Source organism: Acinetobacter sp. IK40, assembly GCF_035615075.1.
Lineage (GTDB): Bacteria > Pseudomonadota > Gammaproteobacteria > Pseudomonadales > Moraxellaceae > Acinetobacter > Acinetobacter courvalinii.
On record NZ_JANBOE010000005.1, the window covers coordinates 308158 to 333554 of the forward strand.

Below are 25397 nucleotides of genomic sequence, written 5' to 3' on the forward strand. Positions count from 1 at the left end.
ATAACTTATACAATTGATCAAAATTTCGGTCTTATCCCAAATTTATTATTTCTAATGAGGCGAGCTATGCCAAAGGCAAAGAAACTTACTTTAGCGGTTTTGATTAATGCCGCGTTAATTACCTCAACATATGCAAGCGAACAAAGCGAAGCAAAAGGACTTGTTGAAGATGCCAAAGGGGATATTTTATTCCGTACTGGTTATTTAAATCGTGACAAAAAGAATGGTGTCGAAGACACTAGCTCATATGCTCAGACGGCAATGGTGAAACTAGAAACTGGTTTTACTCAAGGTTTAGTTGGCTTTGGCGCTGGTGTGATCGGCGATGGCTCTTTTAAATTAGGCTCAAACAATAATGCTGGTAACGGCATGATCCCACGCGAACGCCTAAATGGTGTAGATGGTAAAGGTGACACATATGATCACTGGGCACGTGGCGGCGGTTTTGTAAAAGCACGAATCTCGAATACGACTGTGACTTATGGTACACAAGTACTCGATATTCCTGTTTTAGCAAGTAATACTGCACGTTTAGTACCGGAATATTTTGAAGGTGTCTTGGCTACTAGCCGTGAAATTAACGGTTTAGAGTTAACTGCGGGTAAATTCACTAAAGATCAGTATTCCGATCAAATCAATACTGATGGCCGCAAACTTGATCGTGCCGTGGTTTGGGGTGCAAAATACAAATTTGATGATAACTTGAGTGCATCTTACTTTGGCTTGGACAGCAAGGATAAACTCGATCGTCATTATGTCAATGCCAACTACAAACAACCCTTGAATCAAGAAGGTAGTGCGCTGACTTATGACTTAAGTGCTTACCATACCAAATGGGATGAAAAGGCAAGTACCTATTCAAGTACCACTGATGACTTGTCTAATCGTAAAAATACCATTTGGGCGCTTTCTACGACCTATAATACGGGTCCACACAGCGTGATGCTGGCTTACCAGCAGAACAATGGTAATACCGGCTATGACTATGGTGAAAACGCTGACGGCGCACAAAGTATCTATTTACCAAACTCTTACTTGTCTGACTTTATTGGTAACAGCGAAAAATCTGCACAGTTGCAATATAACGTCGACTTTGGTGGCTATGGCGTACCAGGCTTAAGCTGGACCACTGCCTACGTCTATGGTTGGGATATCAAAGTCAAGAATTTGACTGATAATGCACATGAACGTGAATTCTTTAACCAAGTGAAATACACAGTTCAATCTGGTTTTGCTAAAGATGCGAGCTTACGTTTACGTCACTCGTATTACCGTGCAAGTGATGAATATCAAACAAATGCCTACATTGGCGATACCAACGAATGGCGTATCTGGCTTGATATTCCTGTGAAATTATTCTAATTCACAGCTGATCAAGCAATAAAAAACTCCATTCAAATGAATGGAGTTTTTTTATGACCAGATTTTAAAAATTTAAAACCTGGCCCAGCATTTCAAAGTTACTTTTTAGCAGCTTCGATTGCTTTAAGTACTTCAGCTTTAGCAACGTCAGCACCTTCCCAACCACTGATTTTTACCCACTTACCAGGTTCTAAATCTTTATAGTGGGCAAAGAAGTGCTCAACTTGGCTGATCAACAATGGCGGAAGATCCGTATATTCTTTAACATCTTTATAAAGTGGAGATAATTTTTCGTGTGGAACAGCGATCAGTTTCGCATCGATACCACCGTCATCTTCCATTTTTAATTTGCCCACTGGACGGCAACGAATCACAGAACCAGCAGCAACAGGATGTGGAGTTACAACAAGTACGTCTAATGGATCACCATCTTCAGACAAAGTATTTGGTACATAACCGTAGTTTGCTGGGTAGAACATTGCTGTACCCATGAAACGGTCTACAAATAACGCATCTGAATCTTTATCGATTTCGTATTTGATTGGGGCTGCATTTGCAGGAATTTCGATAATGACATAAATGTCATTTGGTGCGTCTTTACCCGCAGGAATATTGCTATAACTCATATCAACACTCGTTTATATTGTGAAGTAGATGTAAATCGGACAGATTATAACGTGAATACAGCGAAAATGATGCTATATATGTAGCGAGCTGGCGAATTTTATAGCCAGCTATCATCAGGTCATTTTGACGGTAATCACGAACAGTAAAATCGGACAAAGTAGCGAGAAAAACCAGATGATTGAACGTAATGTGGCCAGATTGGCTAAATAGCAAATACCGTAAATAATACGAAAGACAATATATGCCCAGCCGAAAGTCAAAATAAAGCGTTCAGGAACCACCATATATTCTGCCATCAAAATCGCAGCAATAAACAAAGGCAGACTTTCAAAGCTATTTTGTTGTACCGCATTTGCCCGTGCTGACAGCCCTGTTGTTTTCGCTAAAAAATCACGAGGATTCTGATTATCCTTTGCTTGAAAACCACCTTTCGATTTTGCAATCAAGGTAAAAACATACGGCAATAAACATGCGACGATAATAATCAATATAATGCCGCTAATACCTTGCATGCTGACATCCATCATTTGAAGTTCTTCTGATCATGCTATCATAACTTATAATTTATTGAACATTCATGTGTGCTTGTTCAACAAGCGTTTCTTTTACACACCTTGTTTGTGTAAAAGTTGTGTTTTTTCATACTGTTTTAAGGTCAATCTATGCCACAACCCGACCAGAAAGAAATGTTTGAGGTCCTTGCTCAACAACGCCAGCACCAGCTTTTAGTTGATCGTGTACTCAAAATCGTATTACCGATCATGGCATTTCTACTCAGTGTGATTTGTGCCAATCTGAACTGGCAGTCTACGCTGGGTACTTTTGTGATTCTGACCGTTGCCTTCTATGCAGTCGGTATTTATCGCCTGACCCTCTGGCACTGGCTGACCGTGATTGTGCTGTATGCGGTTGCCGATAATTATTTTAGCTTTAATGGCATTGATCCGACCCGTTTACGTTTTCAGCTGGCCACAATGGTGGTTTTTGTGGGGATTGTAGGGATTGGTCGACCTTATATTGATCGCTGGTTGATGAAATCAAAAGCCTCAAAATAAATCCAATAAAAAAACGCCGCAATTGCGGCGTCTTTCCAGTACCTTCCTTTTTAAAGGGAGGATAGAATTCTTAAGCGGGTTTACGTAAGTCTTTACGTAAGATCTTACCTACATTTGATTTCGGTAATTCTTCCATAAACTCAACATAACGTGGGCACTTATAGCCTGTTAAGTTTTGTTTTGCATAAGCAATCACTTCTTCTGTGGTTAAAGAAGGGTCTTTTTTCACGATGAACAATTTTGGCACTTCACCTGATTTTTCATCTGGAACGCCAATTGCAGCCACTTCCAATACTTTCGGATGTTTCGCAATGACTTCTTCGATTTCACTTGGGTAAACGTTAAAGCCAGATACCAGGATCATGTCCTTCTTACGGTCAACGATCTTCACATAACCACGTGAATCCATTACACCGATATCACCAGTACGGAAGAAGTTGTCAGTAGTCATCACTTTCGCAGTTTCGTCTGGACGGTTCCAGTAGCCCTTCATGACTTGTGGACCACGGATCGAAATTTCACCCTGTTCACCCAGTGCAACTTCTTTACCATCATCATCCAAAATCGCAACTTCAGTTAATGGCAATGGAATACCAATTGTGCCACTGAATTCAGTTGTAGCAGGTGGGTTTGCAGTTGCAACCGGAGAAGTTTCAGATAAGCCATAACCTTCGATAATGGTGGTACCTGTGATCTTTTTCCATGCCGCTGCAGTCGATGGCAATACTGCCATACCACCGCCCATTGCCATCTTCAGATTGCTATGGTCAAGCTGTTTGAATTCTTCGTTATTTACCAAGGCATTAAACAAAGTGTTTACCGCCGGGAAGAATGAAGGTTGATATTTACGTAATTCACCCACCACCGCAGGCAAGTCACGTGGATTTGGAATCAGGATATTGGCCTGGCCTTTATACATACCGTAAAGCGCACATACCATGAAGGCAAAGATGTGATACAGCGGTAATGCGCACACGATGCGATCACCTTTGGCACTATCAGAACCGCCAAATTTACTTGAGAAAATCGCTTCACACTGGAGCAAGTTGGCCACAAGATTACGATGCGTTAATTCAGCCCCTTTAGAAACACCTGTTGTACCACCGGTATATTGCAGTACAGCAGTATCGCTCAAGGTTAAGCTTGGACGCTTATAATTGCTTGGGCTGGCTTTGTTTAATGCCGCATTGAATTTAGTGTGACCAGGAATATTCCACGCTGGAATTTGCTTACGTACTTTACGTAAAACAAAATTCACGATGGTCCCTTTCAGGGTGCCGAGCATATCACCCACCGAAGCCACCACAACATGCTTCACAGGTGTTTTGCCAATAATGTTTTGATAAACATTGGCAAAGTTTTCAATAATCACTAAAACTTCAGCACCAGAGTCATTCAACTGATGCTCAAGCTCACGTGCGGTATAAAGTGGATTGACGTTGACCAGTACCAGACCTGCACGGAAAACCCCTAATGCCACCACTGGATATTGAAAAACGTTCGGCATCATTACCGCAACGCGCGAGCCTTTGGCTAAACCCAAAGTTTGTAAATAAGCTGCAAATTTACGGCTAGCGACTTCTAATTCATTAAACGTTAAAACTTTATCCATGAAGATAAAGGCATCACGTGAACCAAATTTTTGGAAATTGCGTTCAAAAATATCAACAAGTGAGGTGTTTTCAGCAGGCAGTTCAACTGTTTCTGGAATTCCTGTCTTTTGGTATTCAGCAAACCAAATCTTTTCCATAATGCCCTTATCTCCGAGTGGTAATCCTTAAAAATGTAACAACGTTACTTTCCATGGCAAAACATTTTTTTTAACTTTTTGAATTGCCCTGTCAATCTATCCAAACAATATGAATACATTGTCATATATAACGTATTTGTATCACAGAATACTAGCCTTATCTCTGAATGAGGAGTCTATTTGCTTTTTGATATCCACGTGGTAAAAGTTGCCCCTTTGTTGCTCTTTTTCCTAGATATTTTTGTAGATCATCCCCTTTCAACTTCAGATGCTGTTGTCCTGCATCGACTTGGATTATTTCATCTAACGTCAGGGTTGTCATGGATAAAATTTGCTCTTTTTCATCAAGTTGTATCAACTTGTTACCCTTACCTTTGTTGAGAACTGGCAGTTCAGTTAAATCAATAATCAGTAAACGACCCGATGAACTCAGGATGGCAACGTGGGTGGCTTGCTGAATAGGCAAGAGTGGTAAAGCGGTGGCTTTGTCTGCAACCGTCAGGAAAGCCTTACCAGCTTTGGCATTGGTGTCTAGCTGGGCCGCCTGACTCTTAAAGCCGTAACCATTGGAACTGGTTGCAAGCAGTTCGCTGCTCTCCTCATCAATAAATACCTGAATAAAGGAAACACCGCTGGCGGGTGAAAGTTTTGAACTGAGCGGTTCACCCAAACCACGCGCCGAAGGCAGACTGCTGATTGGCAAGGCATAACTACGCCCGGTCTCATCCAGGAAATACACACGCTGGTTGGTTTTACCCACTGCATGACTGAGATACTGGTCACCCGCACGATAATTCAGATTTGCTGCGTCTACTTCTGCCCCTTTGGCAGCACGTACCCAACCGGCTTCCGACAATACGACAGTCACAGGCTCAGCAGGCATTAAATCCTGTTCTTTAATTTGTACTGCATCCGCACGCGCCACAATCGGTGAACGACGATCATCACCAAACTTTTTCGCGTCTTCTTTTAATTCGTTAATAATCAGGTTTTTTAATGATTCCGGATTGGCAAGTTGCTCACGAATAATCGCAGCTTTCGCTTCCAGTTCTTCCTGTTCACGGCGAATTTCCATTTCTTCAAGCTTGGCCAAATGACGAAGTTTGAGTTCGAGGATTGCTTCCGCCTGAATCTCGTCAATACCAAAATGCTGCATTAGTACCGGTTTTGGCTGATCTTCTTCACGAATAATCCGAATCACGGTATCAATATCCAAGTAGGCAATTAAAAGACCAGCCAAGATATGTAAACGCTTTTCAATTTTGGTTAAATGGTATTGCAAACGGCGAGTCACGGTTTGCTTACGAATCTCGATCCATTCCAATAAAATACGACGAATCGATTTCACCTGTGGACGACCATCCGCACCAATCATGTTCAGGTTGACACGATAGCTGGATTCCAGATCTGTGGTGGCAAATAAGTGACTCATCACCGTTTCGGCATCGACACGGTTCGAGCGCAATACAATCACCAAGCGGGTGGGATTGGCATGATCCGACTCATCACGTACATCACTGACCAATGGCAACTTCTTGGCAATCATCTGGTCTGCGATCTGGGTAATCACTTTGGAACCCGAAACCTGATAAGGCAGTTCAGTAATCACAATCTCATTTTTGTCGACCGTATACACGGCACGCATACGATAACTACCACGACCTGTGGTCTGAATTTTGAGTAATTCTTCTGGCGGGGTAATGATTTCAGCCTTGGTCGGTAAATCTGGGGCCGGAATATATTCTGCCAGTTTGCTATCTGAAGTTTCAGGATTACGAATCAGTGCGATGGTGCCCTTGACCACTTCACGCAAGTTGTGTGGCGGAATATCCGTTGCCATCCCCACCGCAATACCCGTGGTACCATTTAACAGGATGTTCGGGACTCGTGCTGGCAACGTGATCGGCTCTTTCATCGAACCATCAAAGTTGTCCTGCCATTCACTGGTACCCTGCCCCAATTCGCTGAGTAATAGCTCGCTATAGGCAGAAAGTTTGGCTTCGGTATAACGCATCGCAGCAAATGATTTTGGATCGTCCGGCGAACCCCAGTTACCCTGACCTTCAACCAGTGGATAGCGATAGCTAAATGGCTGTGCCATTAACACCATCGCTTCATAACAGGCTGAGTCACCATGTGGATGGTATTTACCCAGTACGTCACCAACGGTACGAGCCGATTTTTTCGGCTTGCCTGTCGATTTCAGGCCAAGCTCACTCATCGCATAGACAATACGGCGTTGTACAGGTTTTAAACCATCACTGATATGCGGCAATGCACGATCCATAATCACGTACATGGCATAGTTCAGGTAAGCCTGCTCAGTAAATTCGGCTACGGAACGGTTTTCTGTTGCATGATGTGCAAGGCTGGTCATTTCAGCAAGTCATCCAAAATCATTGTTATCGTCAATGTTTTGTATGCTATGTGGATGCAGGCGTTGTGACAAGCCCTTGTTGTTGTTTAAACGTCAAATGGTGTCTTGTTCGGAGAATTTGTAATTGAATAAGGTACTGAATCAACTTTTTTACTATCAAATCAGAGACTTTCTCTGAATAATTTCATTTTAACTTCATCAATATTCAAGATGTGCAAAGAGGTCAATTCGTTATTAACGTTAAAACCAAAATTGAAATTACAATCACGCACAAATTCAATTGTATTTTCTAAAGGTAAAAATACGAGTTCAATATAATTTTTGCCCATGAATAATTGGAACTCTGTATCAAATGCATCCTTAAATCTGCTAGCAAAATCATTCGAATCATTTGACCAAGATGACACATCAAAAATTGGTAAATATACTTGTGTTGAATCACTAGAAGAGAAATTATTCTCTGTTTGAATCAGCTTATGGCAGCTAAAGCTAACTAATGTAATTGTTGATAATTCACCTGTCTTTAATAGACCTATTTCCACTAAAGACGTGCGACCATTGCCACCTCTCCAATACAAATCTGGAGATTTTTCATTGAAATGAATATCAAAGGGTACATAACCATCAATTTCGACCGAATGCTGGCTATAGGCACTGATAGCAATTTTTTTTAACATCTAAACTCTCATAAAAAAAGAGCGAATAATAAATATCAATTAGCTAGTATGTATCATAAATTGCCATAAACGACGATATATTCAGCAATGCTTAATTGGTCACGCCACCAACTGATTAAAGCTTTTATAAAATTTTCTACGACTAAATTATTTGTTGGTATTTTTAGCATCGCATTTAAGATAGCCGTACAAGTATGATGATCTAAGTAGTTGTATCCACCTACATCAAAACTGGTTTTTGAAAGAGAATTGTCTAGTTGGTCTACAGAGCAAGTAATTTTAAAAGCATCTAAAACATAATCAAAATCATACATTGGAATGAAAATATCATTTGAACTCGTTTTATGACCTTTAGATTCAGCCCAAAGAATAAAGCCTATTTCATTCTTAATTTTTTGTTGATTTTCACGTGTTGTAAGAAGTATGACTTGTGACTGGATTTTTTTAATCGCCTTTTCAACATCGAAATTACAACATTGATAGGTATCTTGAGCGACCGAGATTTGACATTCAGTGGCTTGAATCACTTTTTCAATATTATCTTGATGGAAATTAATTATTGCGGCAGACACATCATTTTGGTTTTCTTTTAAAAGTTTGATCGCGTGTGTAAGTGGGATAGAGAGTTCTTTTCTGATCTGCTCAATTTTCTCTCTATCCATTTTAATCTCAATGCTCATCCGTTGACGAAGCCGAGTCGGCATCATCTTCCTGATAAATAAATTTCGGCATTTCCAGACCAAAATAAATTGCGATCAAACGTAAGGTAAAGCCAAATACCAAAGTGAAAATTACCGTCAGATCATGCGGTAAACCGACTTCCAGACAGACCCAATAACAAATCACCGCGACAAAGGAAATACTGGCATAGAGCTCACGACGGAATACTAAAGGCACGTCATTACATAGAATATCGCGCAGAATACCACCCGACACTCCGGTTAATACCCCTGCCACCGCAGACACCACAAAACCGTGTCCCATCGATAAGGCAATCTGGCAGCCAATGATGGTAAAGCCAATAAGACCAAGCGCATCCAGCACCAGGAAGATATTGCGCAGATGACGCATCCATTTGGCAATAATGATGGTGACAAAGGCCGCAGCACAGGTCAGCACTAAATATTCAGGATGCTTGACCCAGGTTAAAGGATAATGTCCGAGCAGTACATCACGCACCGAACCGCCACCTAAGGCCGTGACACAGGCAATCAGCACCACACCAAACCAGTCCATACTACGTCGACCTGCTGACAATGCCCCAGTCATCGCTTCCGCAGTAATGGCAATAATATAAATTACGGTGAGTAACATCTGCCTACATCCCTAAATCAGGCGTAAAAGTGTGCGCTATTCTAAGACAAACTTAGATGAATTGTGCACAACATTGCTTAAATTTTTTCCCCGAGCCACAAATGCAGGGCTGTTTCATGGTGATTTGCATATCCAGCGTCGGATCTAGGAAATACCAATGCTGTTGATGCAAGACAAAATGTGAAACTTCATGATGAACATGGGCTTGTTTACCATCATGATAATGTGCCTTAAACTCAACCAGCGCATGGGTTTTATCCAGCTTGGGCTGGTACTCGATCAGTTCCAGTTTTAACCACTGATTGGACTTACTCCAGTCAGCAATTGCGGCACGGTCCAAAGCGGATTGTTGCCCTAAAGCCGTAGTTTCCAGAATATAATCAATCTGTTGCAAAGCAAAAGCGCTATAGCGCGAGCGCATTAACTGTTCGGCATTGAGTGCAGACTGCTGTTTCAAATGTAAAGGCTGACAGCATTCAGCATAAGGTCCATGTCCGCAAGGGCAGTCTTGTGATGAGATCATTCTTCTTACACTCAGGCCTGTGTCTACTCAAAATCGGCCATAGTATATCTTGTTTTTAGACTGCTTGGTGCTTGACCCTAAAAGAGGAAAGGGAGTGGTGAAATTGAATGGCAACCTCCTTCCTCTTCTGCTCAGCGGTGGCTTTCAACTGGTAACAGTATTCAACTAATACGGTTTTCTTACAGCTAGACTCCTTCTTCCAGATCAGCACTTTCAGCTATGATCTCTTGCACAGCAATATAACCAAAAGTAATCCCTTGACCAATTGTTCCTCCAGCCCCAGGATAAGCTTGCCCGAAGGCATTGCCAGCATTATTACCAATCGCATAAAGGCCTGGTACAGGCGTACCATCATTACGTAACACTCGCGCTTTCTCATCTGCAGCCAGACCGCCACATGTTCCCAAGTCGGACAGTACCAGCTGGATCGCATATAAAGTACCTGACAATGGTCGCAGATTTGGATTTGGTTTAACTGTTGGATCGCCATAATAACGGTCATTGGCATTTCCCCCACGTTTAAACTCTGTATCAATTCCCGTACGGCCAATTGAATTATAACGTTCCAGTTGTTCCATAAATACTGCGGGTGATAAGCCAGCAGCTTTGGCAAGTTGTTCAGGAGACTCGGCCTTGACTGCGATACCAGCATCATACCATTGTTGAGGAATTGGCTGGCGTGGAAAAATCGAACCTGCCAATAAATAGCTATTCCGATATTCCTGATCAAAGACCAACCACATCTGTCCTACTGCTTTGCCCTCGCGTTCCAGCCTTAATACCGTCTGACCAAAAGCCATATAACTCAGAGCCTCGTTAACAAAACGTTGCCCGTGCTGATTAACAATCAAGGAACCAGGGAGGAAACGTTCTGCCAGCAAAATCGGAGGATAGCCCTGAATCGGTCTTACCGCAGGAAACCACCACGCTTCATGCATGCAACGCAAATCTGCTCCCATGCTTTGTCCCAGCTTCAGACCATCACCCACATTACCCGCTGAACCTAAACTCAGATCCTCAACCAATGAAGGCGACTGGTATTCAGCACGCATTGGCATATTATGATCAAATCCGCCTGCTGCCAGAATAATGCCGCAACGCGCCGTGACTTTAATCTGTTGGTCTAGTTGCTGCACAACCGCACTCGTGACCCGCTCTCCCGTAGCATATAATTCAATGACCTCACTGTTGGTCCAAACGGGAACACCAGCCCGAATCAGTCCATCGAACATCCCTGCAGTGATTGCTTGCCCGCCAGCTACATAACGTTTACCCAGTAATAGTCCACCGATACCCTGAAGCAGGCGTTTAAGAATGATCGGCCAGCTTTTAAATGGAGTTTTCATCATAAGATTCATCCATTTATAATCCAGACTGGTAACTGGCATAGGGAGAGGTGCTTCAATATCAGCACGACGAAATCGGGCCTGGTCGCTGCCGAGACGCTTAATATTAAACGGTTTGGCTTCACAGGTACTTCCCTCATCACTGCCTCCAGGCAAATCCGAGAAATAATCGGCATAGCCCTTATTCCAGAAAAATTGTAGGGCTGTCGTCCGTTCCAGCATCGCGACTGCCGCAGGCCCATGATCAAGAAAAGACAAATAACGATCGCGTGGAGCACTGTCTCCAACGACAGATTCCAGATAAGTCTCTGTCTGAGCTCGGGTTAAATTCGCACCCGCACGTGTCAAGACCGGGTTACCGGGAATCCAGAAGGCTCCGCCAGATCGGGCTGTAGATCCACCGACAAGATCTGTCTTCTCTACCACCAGCACAGACAGGCCTTGCTCATGCGCTGCCAATGCCGCGGCCATACCCGTTCCAGAACCAATGATTAGGACATCTACAGTGAGCAAGCTCATTTGGGGATTTAATGTGTTCATATCACGACCTCATCAGGCTATGGGACTACAAAAGTCTCATTTAAAATCTTCTCAGTCGTGAGCTAAGGACGTGAGCACATCTTCCCTCCGTCAAACTGAGCGCTTTACATAACTCATTGACTATTTAGGTAATCTTATAGAATAAGTCAGGTATTAGAGTATTGCCCAACTTCAGAAACTACGTCTAGTAGACTCCTTCACTTCCTCCGCAACGCATCTAATCATAGTTTTTTGTGATTTCTATTGAAGAATGTTTGGCTGCGCAGGTTACAGTCTTTATCCCAACAAAAATGAGCTCAATATCTGCACAAAAAACCAATATAAATTGGCATTAAATGTTAATAAAAAATGACTTAAAGAATTTTCAATTGCATCAATAAAAAGCCCTGAGTACAACTATTGCAGCACAACAGTTAAACTCAAGGCTATTTGCTAAAACTTAATTATTTGTTTGCTCAACCGATGAACCTTGCGGAAGGCTCATAAGCTGTGCTTAATCTTGCTCTGGCTTCTCTTTGGCAATAATACGTACTTTTTCAATTTTGTGGCCATCCATGGTGACCACTTCAAAGCGATAGCCATCAACCTCAACCGTATCCCCATTTTCAGGTAAACGACCGAGATGGAACAGGATATAGCCTGATAAAGTTGAATATTCTTCGCTCTCATCGACTAAATCTTTGCCCAATAACAAAGACACATGACGAATATCGGTTGAACCTTCCAGCAACATCGAACCATCATCAAGACTTTCTGCCGCTGCTTCCAGCTCATCTTCATCAGGGAATTCACCTGCAATCGCCTCTAATACATCAATCGGCGTTGCAATTCCTTCGATGGAACCATATTCGTTCAGGACAATCGCCATTTGTAACGGTGCCTGACGTAACTGTTCCATGACCATCAATACCTGCGCATTTTCATGCACAATCACCGGTTCACGTAAATGTTTACTGAAATCAATCGCACCGGTTTCGATATATTCGTTCAACACTTTGTGCGTTAAAACAATACCTTCGATATTGTCCAGCTCTCCGCGTGCCACGATCAAACGTGAATGGGTCATGGCCATCAAACGTTGTTTCAACTCGGCAGGATCATCATCCAGATCTAACCATTCCAGCTCTGGACGTGGTGTCATCACCGACTTGACTGGACGCTCAGATAAACCAAGCACACCTTGTACCAAGACGCTGTGATACACGCCATTGTCTTCATCAAAGACTTCTTTGGCATAAGCTTGTGTCGCCAATACATCTTCAGCTTCGTTGTTCTGGCTTTCATTACCATTGCCTTTATTGCCGAGCATACGCAAGACGGCAGAAGCAGTGCGATAGCGTAAATCGGTGGTGGTAACCAGTTTTTCCTGATTACGGCGCATGGTTTGATTGACCATTTCGACCAATACCGAGAAGCCAATCGCTGCGTATAAGTAACCTTTTGGAATATGGAAGCCAAAGCCTTCAACCACCAGCGAGAAACCAATCATCATCAGGAAGCCAAGGCACAGGATTACTACGGTTGGATGCTTGTTGACAAAGTCCATCAATGGACGTGAAGCCAGCAACATGATACCGATCGCAATGGTCACGGCAATCATCATGATCGACAGTTCTTTCACCATACCCACAGCCGTGATCACACTATCCAGCGAGAATACCGCATCAAGCACCACGATCTGAACTACGACCATCCAGAAGGCCGCATGTACAGGATTTTCTTCTTTCAGCGCTTGCTTACCTTCAATCCGTTCATGTAGTTCCATGGTGCCTTTAAATAATAAGAACACACCACCAAACAGTAAAATCAGGTCACGACCGGAGAACGGATGATCGAAAATATGGAATAGCGGTTCGGTTAAGGTCACCACCCAGGCGATCGAGGCCAACAACACCAGACGCATTAACAGGGCGAGAATCAAACCGATTCTACGAGCAGCATTACGTTGTTCAGGCGGTAATTTTTCTGCCAAAATTGCAATAAAAACAAGGTTATCAATACCTAGTACAATTTCCAGCACCACCAATGTTGCTAAACCAACCCATGCAGCGGGGTCAGACATCCATTCCAGAATCATTGACGTGACTCCTCTGCAAAATCAGCAATATTGTTATGAAGTTGAATTTTTAAAAGGCCGGCACGATGAGCCAAAACATTTTTTGTAGGAAATAGGAACAATGCGGAGCGACAACAACCACTACTCATAGAGGGACATAAATTAATAAAAGGATTTTCAGTATAGGCAAGATTTCACTGAAATTCATCTTTTTTATGTTGATGTTGTTTGCAAATTCTTTCTAAGCGTTACAAAACCGCTTTGTATGTAAAATGTGCATAAAACTGTCATAAAGCTCGATTAGCCTAGACAAGCACAACGAAAATGATAAGGTGAAAATAAACGAATGAATAGTGTTCTAATAATGACTGAAAAGAAAAGCATTACCCCTACTCCCATAAAAACCACCCAATCTCTCATTGCCCTTTATTGCGGTTCACGTACCGGCAATAAACCGATTTACCGTGATAAAGCCATCGAACTGGCCCAGCATATTGCCGCTCAGGGTCTTGGTATTGTCTATGGCGGTGCCAGCATTGGCTTGATGGGCCAAGTCGCCGATACCGTACTTGATCATAGCGGTGAAGTGGTCGGCGTGATCCCAGAATTCATGCTGGATTATGAAATTGCCCATCACCGTCTGACCGAGCTGCATATTGTCCAGTCCATGCATGAACGTAAGGCACTGATGGCTGAACGGGCCAGTGCCTTTATTGCCTTGCCGGGTGGTTTAGGTACCTTTGAAGAAATTCTGGAAATTGCAACCTGGGGGCAACTCAACCAGCACCAGAAACCCATGATTATCTATAACGTTAACCATTTTTATGATGCACTGATTGCGCAACTGGATCATGCCGTTGAAGAAGGTTTTTTACCGCCCCAACATCGCGCCAAAGTTGTTATTTGTGAAACGCTTGAACAAATCTCAAGCGCGATCAAGAACCTGAATGCGCCTAGCCATATTGAAGTATAAGATTGCAATATAAAAAAGCGGATCGATTGGATCCGCTTTTTTATGGTTAGAGTTTAGTTCATATTGACTTGATAGACTGCGGTGGAACCACTCACTTCATTGCCCACTACCAGCAATGGCTTGCCATTAGGTGAATCTTTTGCCGCAATAAAGATCAGACCTTCTGGCCCTAAATCGCCCTGTTTTGCAGTCTCAGTTTCAGTAAAGTTACGTGTGGTAAAATATTCAATAAATTTCGGTTTATTCGGGGTACTAATGTCATAGACCATAATGCCACTCATTCGCTCTAAACCAATAAAGGCAAAGGTTTTTTGACCAATGCTACCGACAGTAATCCCTTCTGGTTCAGGCCCTTTATTATCACTACGATCATCAAAAGCAATTGCTTCATGGTCACTATTAAAATAATCAGGGAATAACTCAGCCGTTTTCTTTTCAAACTCGCTACCCGAATCCCAGACCAGTTGCCCTTGGGTATTCCAGATACTGAATGAACGTGCGCCATAGGCATACAGCTTGTCATAAGTCAGCAAACCATTGGCATCCAGTTTCGGAGAACCATCCGCATTGGTCTGGTACCCCATATTCCAGGCAATATTAAGGCGACCTAATTGCGCATCCTCACGGCATCCGCCTGCACCTGTTTCTGTTGCACCGCAATAGGCAAAAGTAACTGGATTGAGCTTGGCGCCTTTCACGCCGACTGCCAGCTTTTGCAGGTGTGCAGGATAGTCTCCTCCTGTATTAAAGCCCTTACTGTTAAATAAATGCTTCATCCGAATATTTTCAACAAAACCTTGACCGGTATCGCCGGCATAGTAGGCTTTGGAATCTTTTAACCATTCACGGCTATCGCCTTCATTGGCTGTCACTAAATAGGTTTGACCATTGGCTTGATAGTTGGCAATCGAGTCAGGCTGATACATCCCCACTAAGCCCGCCCATGTTTTGATATCAATTTTCTTGTCCTTATCACTGACATCCAGCTCATTGCCTACAACACTGTGGTCTTTGTAGCCCAATGGATAAATATCGGTGACTTTCTGCTGGGCAATATCAATACGTGCAATGGCATTATTTTCTTGTAAGGTGACCCATGCAGTTTTGCTGTCCGCCGAAACCGTAATATATTCAGGCTCCAAGTCTTGAGCGACACTCGCATTTGGCCCAAAGATCCGTACTCCTTTCGCCAATAGATCAGCCTTTTGTGTGTTCCATGCTTTGAAGTCTGCTACACTGGCTTTGGGTTGCTTGATATTACTAATATCGATAATGCTGACAGAACCCTCTGGATCAACTGAATAATCATCATTCGGCTCACCTTCGTTAGCCACCAAAACGGTTTTACCATCAGGGCTAAAGGTCAGCATATCGGGTAAAGCCCCCACACTGACTTTGCTGATAAAGCTTAAATCTTTGGCATTAAAAAATACCACGATTCCCGTATCCGTTTTCTGCTCAGCCTGAACCGCAAGTGCAACAATGCCATTTTTCACCGCAACACTATTCACTTCCGAATTGGCCAGATAAGTGCGTGCAGATAGCTCGGCAATATGTATTGGTTTTTCAGGTTTAGATGCATCTAGTACATCAACCAGACCTTTTTGTGCGTTGACAACAAATAGACGTTTGGTTGCAGCATCATAGGCTGGAATTTCAGCCGCACTTTGGGCAAAAATATTGGTTTCGTAGCGCCCCAACAAGCTCAGCTTAATTGTTTCTGGTGTCGGTTCAACGATTTCTGGTGTTGACGCCAAGTTGTCGTTATCATCATTACACGCCACTAACCCCACCGACAGTAACGCTGTCAATAACACTGAAATTTTAAATTTCATGACCAAGTTCCATACAATTTATTTTGTATGGCTAATCTAGCCGCCAGTAGTGCAAATTCGATGACATTTTAATGTCAGTTCCATGACCGCTATTTGACAATTTTTGTCTTTATTTCACGCCTATTTGCATTAAACTAAAGCTGAATTTTTACTCATCAAGGCTCATGACCAGCACAACCCATCAGGCAGTACAACCCGAATTCCGATTATTGGTCCTTCTGGTTTCCATTGGCTTTTTTATGCAGGCACTGGACACCACCATCGTCAATACCGCGATTCCAGCCATGGCTGTACAACTCAATGAAAACCCCTTGCAAATGCACGGCGTGATTGTGGCCTATGTATTGTCGGTTGCGGCATGTATTCCTTTAAGTGGCTGGCTGGCAGATCGCTTTGGTATCCGCAATATTTATCTGAGCTCCATGATCATTTTTAGTCTGGCTTCGCTCGGCTGCGGCTTATCCCAGAATCTGGAACAACTGTTGTTTTTCCGGGTGATTCAGGGTGTTGGTGGCGCATTGCTGATGCCGGTAGGTCGTCTGGCCCTACTCAAAATTATTCCACGTTCACAATTTCTTTCCGCCATGAGCCTGATGAGTCTGGCCGGACTGGTGGGTCCATTAATGGGCCCTACCTTAGGCGGCTGGCTGGTGGAAGTCACCACCTGGCACTGGATTTTCCTGATCAATATTCCAATGGGTATTCTCGGGATGATCATGACCTGCAAAATCATGCCAAATCGCAAAGAACCTACGGTCAAATCCTTTGATTTAAGTGGCTTTATCTTATTAATTGTAGCGATGGTCGGCTTATCTTTGGGCATCGAAAATATCGCGACACCGCAATATTCTCGGCTGGTCAGTTTAGCGCTATTGGCGGCTGGACTGGTCGCTGCGGCAGGCTATGCTTACCATGCCCATACTCATCAGAATGCCCTGTTTCATGGGCGCTTATTTGGCTACAAAATTTTCTCGGTCGGGGTTTTAGGCAATTTCTTTGCCCGTTTGGGCAGTAATGCGATTCCATTTATTTTACCGCTCATGCTACAGGTGGCATTTGGTTTCGAACCGTTCATTACCGGTTTGATGATGATCCCGATGGTACTCGGCTCATTATTTTCCAAGCCAATTGTACGCCCACTGATTCAACGGGTCGGTTATCGCCGTTTCTTACTAACCAATACCGTGTTGGTCGGGCTGTGTATTGCCAGTTTTTCCCTGATGACGGCAGCGACACCGCTGTGGCTGAAAATCCTGCATTTGTTTATCTTTGGTACCCTCAATTCATTGCAGTTTGTCGGTATGAATACCCTGACCTTGAAAGACTTACCTCAGCAGGATGCCAGCAGCGGCAATAGTTTCTTATCGATGATTATGATGCTGTCCATGAGTATGGGCGTGGCACTGGCAGGTACCTTGATCAATGTATTTGGTCAATATTTCTCATCTGCTTCGATTAGCACCGCATTCCATGCCACCCTTATTACCCTCGGTTGTATCAACATCATTACGGCGATGGTCTTCTGGCAGATCCCCAAAGAAACCACCGATTAAAGATATTGCTGTGGCAACCATATCAAAATAATAAGGAAAATATTCAATGCTTATTCCCCGGTACTGGGCTGAAGCCAAAGTAAAAACCCGCATTGCAGGTCGTCATTACACGCTTAAACGTTTTGGCTGGTCAGATCAGAGCCCAGAGGCGGCCCAAGTGCATGCAGAGCACCGTATTGCACAAGCGATTGAGAAGATTAAAGCCGGTGAAAACATTCATCGAATGGATCATAAATCCTCATATAACGGTGCCGAAGGTCTGCCCATCCGCGAAGAAATTATTGCCCAGCATGATGATGTGGTGATCACGCGCAATGCCTACGGCGCCTTGTGCCTCAACACGCCTGATGTGCTATTTGCCGATATCGACTTTACAGAATCCGCTCAATTGACCGTGCATATTGCTACTTTTTTCTTGCTGCTGTTACTTTCAATCGCAGTCGCTGCTTATTTCATGTCCTGGCTGATTCTGATTATTGGCCTGATGATGTCATTTCTATTGATCCGTGTTTTTGCCGAGAGTTTATCTAGACTACAACAATGTTTTACCACGACACCTGAACAGCGCTCACTTGCCTCGATCCGCAACTTTTCTCAGCAGCATCCAGACTGGCATTTGCGTGTCTACCGTACGCCAAAAGGTCACCGGATCTTGGCAATGCATCGAACCTTTGACGCCAATGGAAAAGAAGCCGAGTTACTGTTTGAGTCAATTCAAGCAGATCCTCACTATGTCCGGATGTGTAAAAACCAGCACTGCTTTCGGGCTCGCATCAGTCCAAAACCATGGCGCATTGGCATGCAGCGCTTAGGCTTCGGTGTTTGGCCCGTGGATCAGCAATATGTCGCCAGTAGAAATAACTGGATTCACGATTATCAACAGCGTGCCGAACCTTATGCTTCCTGTAGATTTGTGGAACAATTTGGTAGTCAGATGGTCAATGCCAAGGCGAAACGGGTACAATTGCTACATGATCAATACTGCAAATCTGGCACTCATCTCGACCTCGCATAATCACTGATACTATGGCAAAGAAACCCGCAGCATCGTCCTTCTCTCAACATTATCCGACCTATGCCAGTATCGGATTAGCAGCCATGCTGGGTGTGGTGAGTTATTTCGGTCTGTTCTATCAACAGAAAGCTGCTGCGCAAGACTATGCCATTCGTGGTTTTGATGTTTCCCATCATCAAGGGGAGATCAACTGGAAAAAAATCTCTCCGATGCAGTATCAATTCGTCTATCTCAAAGCCACCGAAGGCGGCGATTTCCGTGACCGTAATTTCCAACAAAACTGGCTCAAGGCTCGCGAACAGGGCTTACATGTCGGCGCCTATCATTTTTATCGCTTATGTCGTGACGGTAAGGTCCAGGCTGAAAACTTTATTGCGACCGTACCGAAGAAAGCGGATGCCCTGCCACCTGCCATTGATCTGGAATATGACAGTAACTGTATCAATACCTATACCAAAGAGCAGTTACTGAAAGAAATTCAGGTCATGCATGACCAACTGCACAAACATTATGGCAAACAGCCGATCTTTTATATCTCGAAAAGCTTTTATCATATTGTGTTGATGGGAAGTTTCACCGAAACACCGCTTTGGGTCAGAGATTATGAAGGCAAACCTGAACTGAAAGATGGTCGCCAATGGACTTTTTGGCAACATAGCAGTCAGGGAAAAATTGCAGGTATTCCCAAAGCAGTGGATTTAAATGTCTATGCCGAATCACCTAAACAATGGCGGATTTTCCTGAAACAGCAAGGCATTCAAGATGCCAAATGAAATACGAAAAATCATTCATATCGACATGGATGCCTTTTATGCCTCAGTCGAACTGAGAGAACGTCCAGATCTCAAAGATTTACCCGTCGTGGTGTCTTCACACCATCCGCGTGCAGTCATTGCTGCTGCCTCCTATCCAGCCCGTGTCTTTGGACTGCGTTCAGCCATGTCGATGGGACAAGCCAAAAAACTCTGCCCACAGGTGGTGGTGATTGAACCCAACTTTGAAAAATACCGTGAAGTTTCAGTGCAGATTCATCATATTTTTCAGCAATATACAGCTTTGATTGAACCTCTATCCTTAGATGAGGCCTATCTGGATGTGACTGAAAATTTGAAGAATATTCCGAGTGCGACTGAAGTGGCGGCGCAAATCCGTGCCGATATTTTTGCAACTACGGGACTGACAGCTTCTGCCGGTGTGGCACCAAACAAGTTTCTGGCAAAAATCGCCTCGGACTGGAACAAACCCAATGGCTTATTTGTGATTAAACCGCATCAAGTATTGAAATTTATTCAGGATTTAGCGCTAAGCAAAATCCCGGGAGTCGGTAAGGTCACTCAGGAACGATTAAGCCAGCTGAATTTGCATACCCTGGGTGATCTGCAAAAAATCGAAGAGAATGTCCTGATTCATCATTTTGGTAAATACGGCAAACAGCTGTATTTATATGCTCAGGGAGTTGACCACCGCCCTGTAAAAGCAGAACGCGAACGCCAGCAGATTTCCAAAGAGATTACCTTTGACGACGACTATACCCTCGAACAATGTCAGCATGCCTGGCAGCCGCTCGCCGAGCAGGTATGGCGCAGTCTGAATAAAAAACAACTGAGCGCACGCGGGGTCAGTGTAAAACTTAAACTCAAGAATTTTCAGGTGTTGCAGCACAGTAAAAGTTTTAAGCAGGCCCTGCAATCCCAACAGGACTTAGCACAAGTGGTTTTCCAGTTGCTTAATGAAATGCATATCGATCCAGCGTTTCAGTTCCGTCTGGTCGGGGTCGGGGTTTACCAGCTACAGACGGCACAGGACGAATCCCAGCTTTCTTTATGGTAGTGCTGTTTTTTTAAACAGAAGCATGATTATTGTTCAAATTTATGTTTGCTTTTTATGCAATATTCAGTACTCTAAACAACGCCGTAACATTATCCATGTTATGCGCTTTGCTAAAGAAAACCTCGCTTTTAGCATCTGCTCCTGTGATTGGTGTGACGATCAAATCCGAAGATTACAGGGCACTTCCGATGTTGTTGAGTTGCTTCTTTTTCCAATCAAAATACTTCATCTTTCGCTTTTCATTTCCTCCTTCATTCCCTGATGATTTAATGGAAATAGAAACTTTTTCCGCCTGATTTATACAAAATTACACTGCGATTCAATTGCATCAAGTACAATCCAGACAGTATCCCATTCATTAAGGAATCACTATGTCTGTGCAACGACTTCATGTCACTTCACGTTTTTGCGAGGTCGCAATTTCAGGAAATCTTGTTCATCTCGCAGGCCAACTGGCAGATGACACCAGTGTTGATGTAAGTGCACAAACACAGCAAACTTTAGACAATATTGATCGTTTTCTGGCAGATGCAGGTACAGACAAGACCCATATCTTATCAATTACCATTTTTCTAAAAGATATCGAACGAGATTATGCCGCCATGAATGCGGTATGGGATGCATGGATTGCTGAGGGACATCCCCCAGCACGTACCTGTGTCGAATCTAAACTCTATGCACCTGATGTTCTGGTTGAAATGACAGTGACTGCAGTTCGCCATGATTAATACGATTTTACGGCGAATTCATTATATTTCATCATCCGCTCCATTTTTGGCAGCGGAGCTGATGTGACGACCGTGGTTGGAATGGTCATCGGTTCAAACAGATCAGGCATCAGATCTTCTCTTAACTCCTGTTCGGTCGGAATGCTGCTATAGCGCAATACACGATAGCCGGCCAACTCGAGCAAACTGTCCTGATAATGTTTCTGATGCAGGCGATTAACATAGGATTCATCTGCAATCTCAATAATCGCCAGTACCTGATGTTGCTGGTCGAGCACCACAAAGTCAGCCACCAAACCTTGATATTTACGGCGCGTATGTGCAAATTTAGTGGTGAGTAAGGCGTCAAAAGATACATGTGCCAATACGGTATGACGTGGCAAAACGGCTTGCAAACGCATTAAGGTGATCTGCTCGGCAATATTCAAAATACCGCGGCGTTTTAATGGACTGTCTTGACGCCTGTTTTGTTGAAGGCGGCGAAGTGCTAACGCTGTAATCAACAGCAATCCAACTATTGTTATGAAATAATACATTACCCATCAATCCCTTTAGATTTTTTATAATCATTTTTGGCTTTAAGCCAATTTTTTTAATCAATAACAGCGATAGCAAATTCATTTTGCAGTGCAAACTTAAGTTTTTTAATCGTGTTTTTCCAGACGACCAAAGTCGTAACTGCCCTCTACTCTTTATTTATAATCATTACGCTGGCATTATTCAAGTCGTTATTGTCAGTTTATGTTTCCAATTCTGATGGTTTTGTGATCAAAACATAAATCTTTGCCTGCGATGAAAATAAAAAAGGCATGAAATATCATGCCTTTTTTCCATCAAATTAACGATGGGCTTTTGCTTTGGATTTTGGCTTGCCAGAGAATGGTCTCTTTTCACCTGTTTCACGTGGAGGTAAACCATTGTGCTGGGTTAATACCTGGCCTTTCTGCGGCCGTTTTTGTCCAGATGAAGAACGGTTTGAAGTTTGACCACGTTTTGCCGAATCTCCCGCAACACTCGAATTCTTCTTACGTGCAGACTTATATTCTCCTTCAGCGGTTCCTTGTGGCTGATAGGTCGGAATCAAATGCTGTTTTGAATTACCAATCAGGTCAGAACGGCCCATGTCCTTCAAGGCTTCACGTAATAACGGCCAGTTGTTTGGATCATGGTAACGCAAGAAAGCTTTATGCAAGCGACGACGTTTTTCGCCTTTGACAATGTCCACACTCTCCGTATAACGCGCCACTTTAGACAACGGGTTCTTGCCTGAATAATACATCGTGGTCGCAGTTGCCATTGGTGATGGATAGAAAGTCTGGACCTGATCGGCACGGAAACCGTTTTTCTTTAACCAGATCGCCAGATTCATCATGTCATAATCGGTGGTACCCGGATGCGCAGCAATAAAGTACGGAATTAAATATTGTTCCTTACCTGCTTCCTTACTGAAACGCTCAAACATCTGCTTAAAGCGGTCATAAGTCCCGATGCCCGGTTTCATCATCTTCGATAATGGACCATTTTCGGTATGCTCAGGCGCAATTTTCAGATAACCGCCGACATGGTGCTGAACCAGCTCTTTCACATATTCAGGATTCAATACAGCCAGGTCATAACGTAAACCTGAACCAATCAGGATCTTCTTCACACCCTTGATTTCACGGGCCTTACGGTATAACTGAACCAGAGGCGCATGATCGGTATGCAGGTTTTGACACACACCTGGATAAACACATGATGGTTTACGGCAATTCTTTTCAATCTCAGGATCATTACAGTGCAAACGGTACATATTTGCGGTTGGACCGCCGAGGTCCGAAATAATGCCCGTAAAATTAGGTGCGGTATCACGGATTTTTTCAATTTCACGCAGAATTGAATCTTCCGAACGGTTCTGAATAATCCGGCCTTCATGTTCAGTAATCGAACAGAAAGTACAGCCACCAAAACAGCCACGCATGATATTCACGGAGAATTTGATCATGTCAAATGCAGGAAAACGCGCATTGCCATAGGCTGGGTGCGGTAACCGTGCATAAGGCAAATCAAACACGTAATCCATTTCCTCAGTGGTCAACGGAATTGGTGGTGGATTGATCCAGACATCACGCTCACCATGACGCTGTACCAAAGCACGCGCATTACCCGGATTGGTTTCCAGATGCAAAATACGGTTGGCATGGGCATAGAGTACCTGATCATTGGCCACTTCTTCAAAAGAAGGCAAACGGATCACGGCCAGCTCACGTGGCGGTAATTTATGTTTAATTGCTTTTGAAGGTGCAGCTTTCAGCTGTACGATCTGGGTATCCGGATCCAGATTGTCGCCTTCACGGACAATCGGGTTAGCCACAATTTCTTTCTGGAAGTTTTGATATTGTGCCAGTGAATTGCCTTTCTCTTTTTCAACTTCACAACCATCAATATCTTCAGTCATCACATAAGGATTGATAATCGGATCGACACGGCCAACAGTATCGACATCGTTACTGGCAATTTCGACAAATTGTGCTTTCGATTTTTTATTATGTTTATTGATAATAAATGCGGTACCGCGAACATCGGTAATCTCGTGAACTTTTTCACCTTTGGCCAAGCGATGCATCACGTCGATAATGGCGCGCTCGCCATTGCCGTACATCAATAAATCAGCCTTCGAATCCATCAAGATTGAACGACGGACTTTATCTGACCAGTAATCATAATGCGCAATACGGCGTAGACTACCTTCAATCCCGCCGAGTAGAACAGGTACATCCGGGAAGGCTTCACGACAACGCTGGCAATAGACAGTTGCTGCACGGTCTGGACGTTTATTTGCTTCATTATTTGGTGAATAGGCATCATCCGAACGGATTTTTCGATCTGCCGTATAACGGTTGATCATCGAATCCATGTTCCCTGCGGTTACGCCCCATGCAATGGTCGGTTTGCCTAAAACACGAAAACTTTCGACATTGGTCCAGTCTGGCTGGGCAATGATGCCGACACGGAAGCCCTGTGCTTCTAGCACACGCCCGATCACACCCGATACAAATGAAGGATGGTCAATATAGGCATCCCCACACACCAAGATAAAGTCACATGCATCCCAGCCGAGCAGATCCATTTCTTCTCGTGACATCGGCAAAAATGGTGCGGGTTCAAAACACGACGCCCAATATTTGTCGTAATCAAACAGCGCTTTTGGCGCGGTCTGCGTGGTATAGGCAGTAGACATGGCTTGCGAATCTCGGCTAGCAGATGGAGGAGAGACATCTAAAGATGAAAGCCGATCATTTTAACATGAATTTCATTCATTTTCCCTGTTTATAAAACATTCAGGAACAAGGGGATAACAAATTATTTGTATAAAGTTTAATCAAAACAACAATATTAGAGACGAAACTAGAACTTTTGTTTAATAAGAGACCTTACTGCTTATTTCATTAGATCGAATCATCTCTTTGACCTTATAACCTGGCTCAATATAGCCACTGCCTCCAGTAACAGTTTGACCATTTTCAAGTGTTACTTCCAATTGATATCCACCTTCACCCTGTATGAAAAACTGCGTTTCAATTGTTTTGTTATTTTCAAGTGGCTGAAAAAAGATTTCATGCTGAACAGCGGCTGTTTTTACAGAGAGCTTGAGCGTGCTGATGGTTTGCCCACTGTAATTAGAAATTTCCATGTTAACTAAAGGTTGAAACCAATGGTTTATGCCTGCGGTTAAAGTACCTATAAAAAAACTGATCAACAATGCAGTCAGTAAAATAATTGTATAGAGCAGTGTCCTTAATCGCATAGGCACCCTTGTTCATTCTTTTATTTATATTATCTTTGCATGAATGACT

General features: G+C 43.4%; 22 protein-coding genes. 8 read left to right on the top strand and 14 right to left on the bottom strand.

Translation table 11 applies throughout. The annotated features are described in order from the left end of the window. The first annotated feature begins 66 nt into the window (after positions 1–66). Entirely contained in the window at positions 67–1362 is a 1296-nt protein-coding gene (locus tag MSG93_RS11370; RefSeq protein ID WP_005281093.1) for an OprD family outer membrane porin, read from the top strand. Positions 1363–1460: 98 nt separating this feature from the next. Here the strand turns inward: MSG93_RS11370 and ppa are convergent, their stop codons facing one another. Then, positions 1461–1988 (bottom strand): inorganic diphosphatase, encoded by a 528-nt coding sequence (gene ppa, locus MSG93_RS11375; protein WP_046737873.1) that lies wholly within the window; start codon positions 1986–1988, stop codon positions 1461–1463. A gap of 114 nt (positions 1989–2102) precedes the next feature. Then, a complete protein-coding gene (locus MSG93_RS11380) occupies positions 2103–2501 on the bottom strand; it encodes an MAPEG family protein (RefSeq protein ID WP_324621907.1) in 399 nt (132 codons plus the stop codon). A 150-nt stretch (positions 2502–2651) separates the two neighbouring features. Here MSG93_RS11380 and MSG93_RS11385 point away from each other — a divergent pair, with 150 nt between their 5' ends. Then, positions 2652–3044 (top strand): hypothetical protein, encoded by a 393-nt coding sequence (locus MSG93_RS11385; protein ID WP_005281096.1) that lies wholly within the window; start codon positions 2652–2654, stop codon positions 3042–3044. Positions 3045–3114: 70 nt separating this feature from the next. On the opposite strand, the gene MSG93_RS11390 is transcribed toward MSG93_RS11385, so the two are convergent. The 8 genes from MSG93_RS11390 to MSG93_RS11425 all read right to left on the bottom strand — a co-directional run bounded on the left by MSG93_RS11390 (position 3115) and on the right by MSG93_RS11425 (position 13648). Further along, positions 3115–4794: an AMP-binding protein gene (locus MSG93_RS11390; protein WP_324621909.1), complete on the bottom strand. Its 1680-nt coding sequence runs from the start codon at positions 4792–4794 to the stop codon at positions 3115–3117. Between the two features lie 157 nt (positions 4795–4951). Next, a complete protein-coding gene (gene parC / locus MSG93_RS11395) occupies positions 4952–7171 on the bottom strand; it encodes a DNA topoisomerase IV subunit A (RefSeq protein WP_262476366.1) in 2220 nt (739 codons plus the stop codon). Between the two features lie 161 nt (positions 7172–7332). Beyond that, the gene (locus MSG93_RS11400) at positions 7333–7848 is read right to left on the bottom strand and encodes a hypothetical protein (protein WP_324621912.1); all 516 of its coding nucleotides are present in this window, start codon (positions 7846–7848) and stop codon (positions 7333–7335) included. Between the two features lie 53 nt (positions 7849–7901). Continuing rightward, a complete protein-coding gene (locus MSG93_RS11405; protein ID WP_324621913.1) occupies positions 7902–8510 on the bottom strand; it encodes a hypothetical protein in 609 nt (202 codons plus the stop codon). Between the two features lie 7 nt (positions 8511–8517). Further along, positions 8518–9162 (bottom strand): trimeric intracellular cation channel family protein, encoded by a 645-nt coding sequence (locus tag MSG93_RS11410; protein WP_005226310.1) that lies wholly within the window; start codon positions 9160–9162, stop codon positions 8518–8520. A gap of 52 nt (positions 9163–9214) precedes the next feature. After that, complete coding sequence (locus MSG93_RS11415) at positions 9215–9685, bottom strand: YchJ family protein (protein WP_005281104.1); 471 nt, start codon at positions 9683–9685, stop codon at positions 9215–9217. Between the two features lie 185 nt (positions 9686–9870). After that, positions 9871–11571: a 3-ketosteroid-delta-1-dehydrogenase gene (locus MSG93_RS11420; RefSeq protein WP_324621914.1), complete on the bottom strand. Its 1701-nt coding sequence runs from the start codon at positions 11569–11571 to the stop codon at positions 9871–9873. Between the two features lie 493 nt (positions 11572–12064). Next, positions 12065–13648, bottom strand: coding sequence for a TerC family protein (locus MSG93_RS11425; protein ID WP_324621916.1), 1584 nt, complete (start codon positions 13646–13648; stop codon positions 12065–12067). Between the two features lie 325 nt (positions 13649–13973). Here MSG93_RS11425 and MSG93_RS11430 point away from each other — a divergent pair, with 325 nt between their 5' ends. Beyond that, positions 13974–14600, top strand: coding sequence for a TIGR00730 family Rossman fold protein (locus MSG93_RS11430; RefSeq protein WP_009508038.1), 627 nt, complete (start codon positions 13974–13976; stop codon positions 14598–14600). A 53-nt stretch (positions 14601–14653) separates the two neighbouring features. Here MSG93_RS11430 and MSG93_RS11435 read toward each other — a convergent pair whose 3' ends face one another. Continuing rightward, positions 14654–16435 carry a choice-of-anchor I family protein gene (locus MSG93_RS11435; protein ID WP_324621918.1) on the bottom strand — a complete coding sequence of 594 codons (1782 nt, stop codon included), beginning with the start codon at positions 16433–16435 and terminating at the stop codon, positions 14654–14656. Between the two features lie 164 nt (positions 16436–16599). Between MSG93_RS11435 and mdtD the strand changes: the two genes are divergently transcribed. From mdtD to MSG93_RS11460, 5 genes are all read left to right on the top strand, one after another. Next, positions 16600–17988: a multidrug transporter subunit MdtD gene (mdtD, locus tag MSG93_RS11440; RefSeq protein ID WP_262766879.1), complete on the top strand. Its 1389-nt coding sequence runs from the start codon at positions 16600–16602 to the stop codon at positions 17986–17988. Between the two features lie 46 nt (positions 17989–18034). Continuing rightward, positions 18035–19003 (top strand): hypothetical protein, encoded by a 969-nt coding sequence (locus MSG93_RS11445; protein WP_324621921.1) that lies wholly within the window; start codon positions 18035–18037, stop codon positions 19001–19003. An 11-nt stretch (positions 19004–19014) separates the two neighbouring features. Continuing rightward, on the top strand, positions 19015–19776 hold the full coding sequence (locus tag MSG93_RS11450; RefSeq protein WP_324621923.1) for a GH25 family lysozyme: 762 nt from the start codon (positions 19015–19017) through the stop codon (positions 19774–19776). A gap of 1 nt (position 19777) precedes the next feature. Continuing rightward, positions 19778–20833 carry a DNA polymerase IV gene (gene dinB, locus MSG93_RS11455; protein WP_324621944.1) on the top strand — a complete coding sequence of 352 codons (1056 nt, stop codon included), beginning with the start codon at positions 19778–19780 and terminating at the stop codon, positions 20831–20833. A 371-nt stretch (positions 20834–21204) separates the two neighbouring features. Continuing rightward, positions 21205–21561 carry a RidA family protein gene (locus tag MSG93_RS11460; protein ID WP_324621925.1) on the top strand — a complete coding sequence of 119 codons (357 nt, stop codon included), beginning with the start codon at positions 21205–21207 and terminating at the stop codon, positions 21559–21561. Here MSG93_RS11460 and MSG93_RS11465 read toward each other — a convergent pair. The 3 genes from MSG93_RS11465 to MSG93_RS11475 form a co-directional block, all read right to left on the bottom strand. Beyond that, a complete protein-coding gene (locus MSG93_RS11465; protein WP_005226302.1) occupies positions 21558–22097 on the bottom strand; it encodes a DUF2726 domain-containing protein in 540 nt (179 codons plus the stop codon). The two genes, MSG93_RS11460 and MSG93_RS11465, sit on opposite strands and share 4 nt — an antisense overlap. A 302-nt stretch (positions 22098–22399) precedes the next feature. Further along, positions 22400–24781, bottom strand: a complete 2382-nt coding sequence (locus MSG93_RS11470) for a YgiQ family radical SAM protein (RefSeq protein ID WP_009508435.1) — start codon at positions 24779–24781, stop codon at positions 22400–22402. Positions 24782–24961: 180 nt separating this feature from the next. Next, on the bottom strand, positions 24962–25348 hold the full coding sequence (locus MSG93_RS11475) for a hypothetical protein (RefSeq protein ID WP_324621927.1): 387 nt from the start codon (positions 25346–25348) through the stop codon (positions 24962–24964). Between the last annotated feature and the right edge of the window lie 49 nt (positions 25349–25397).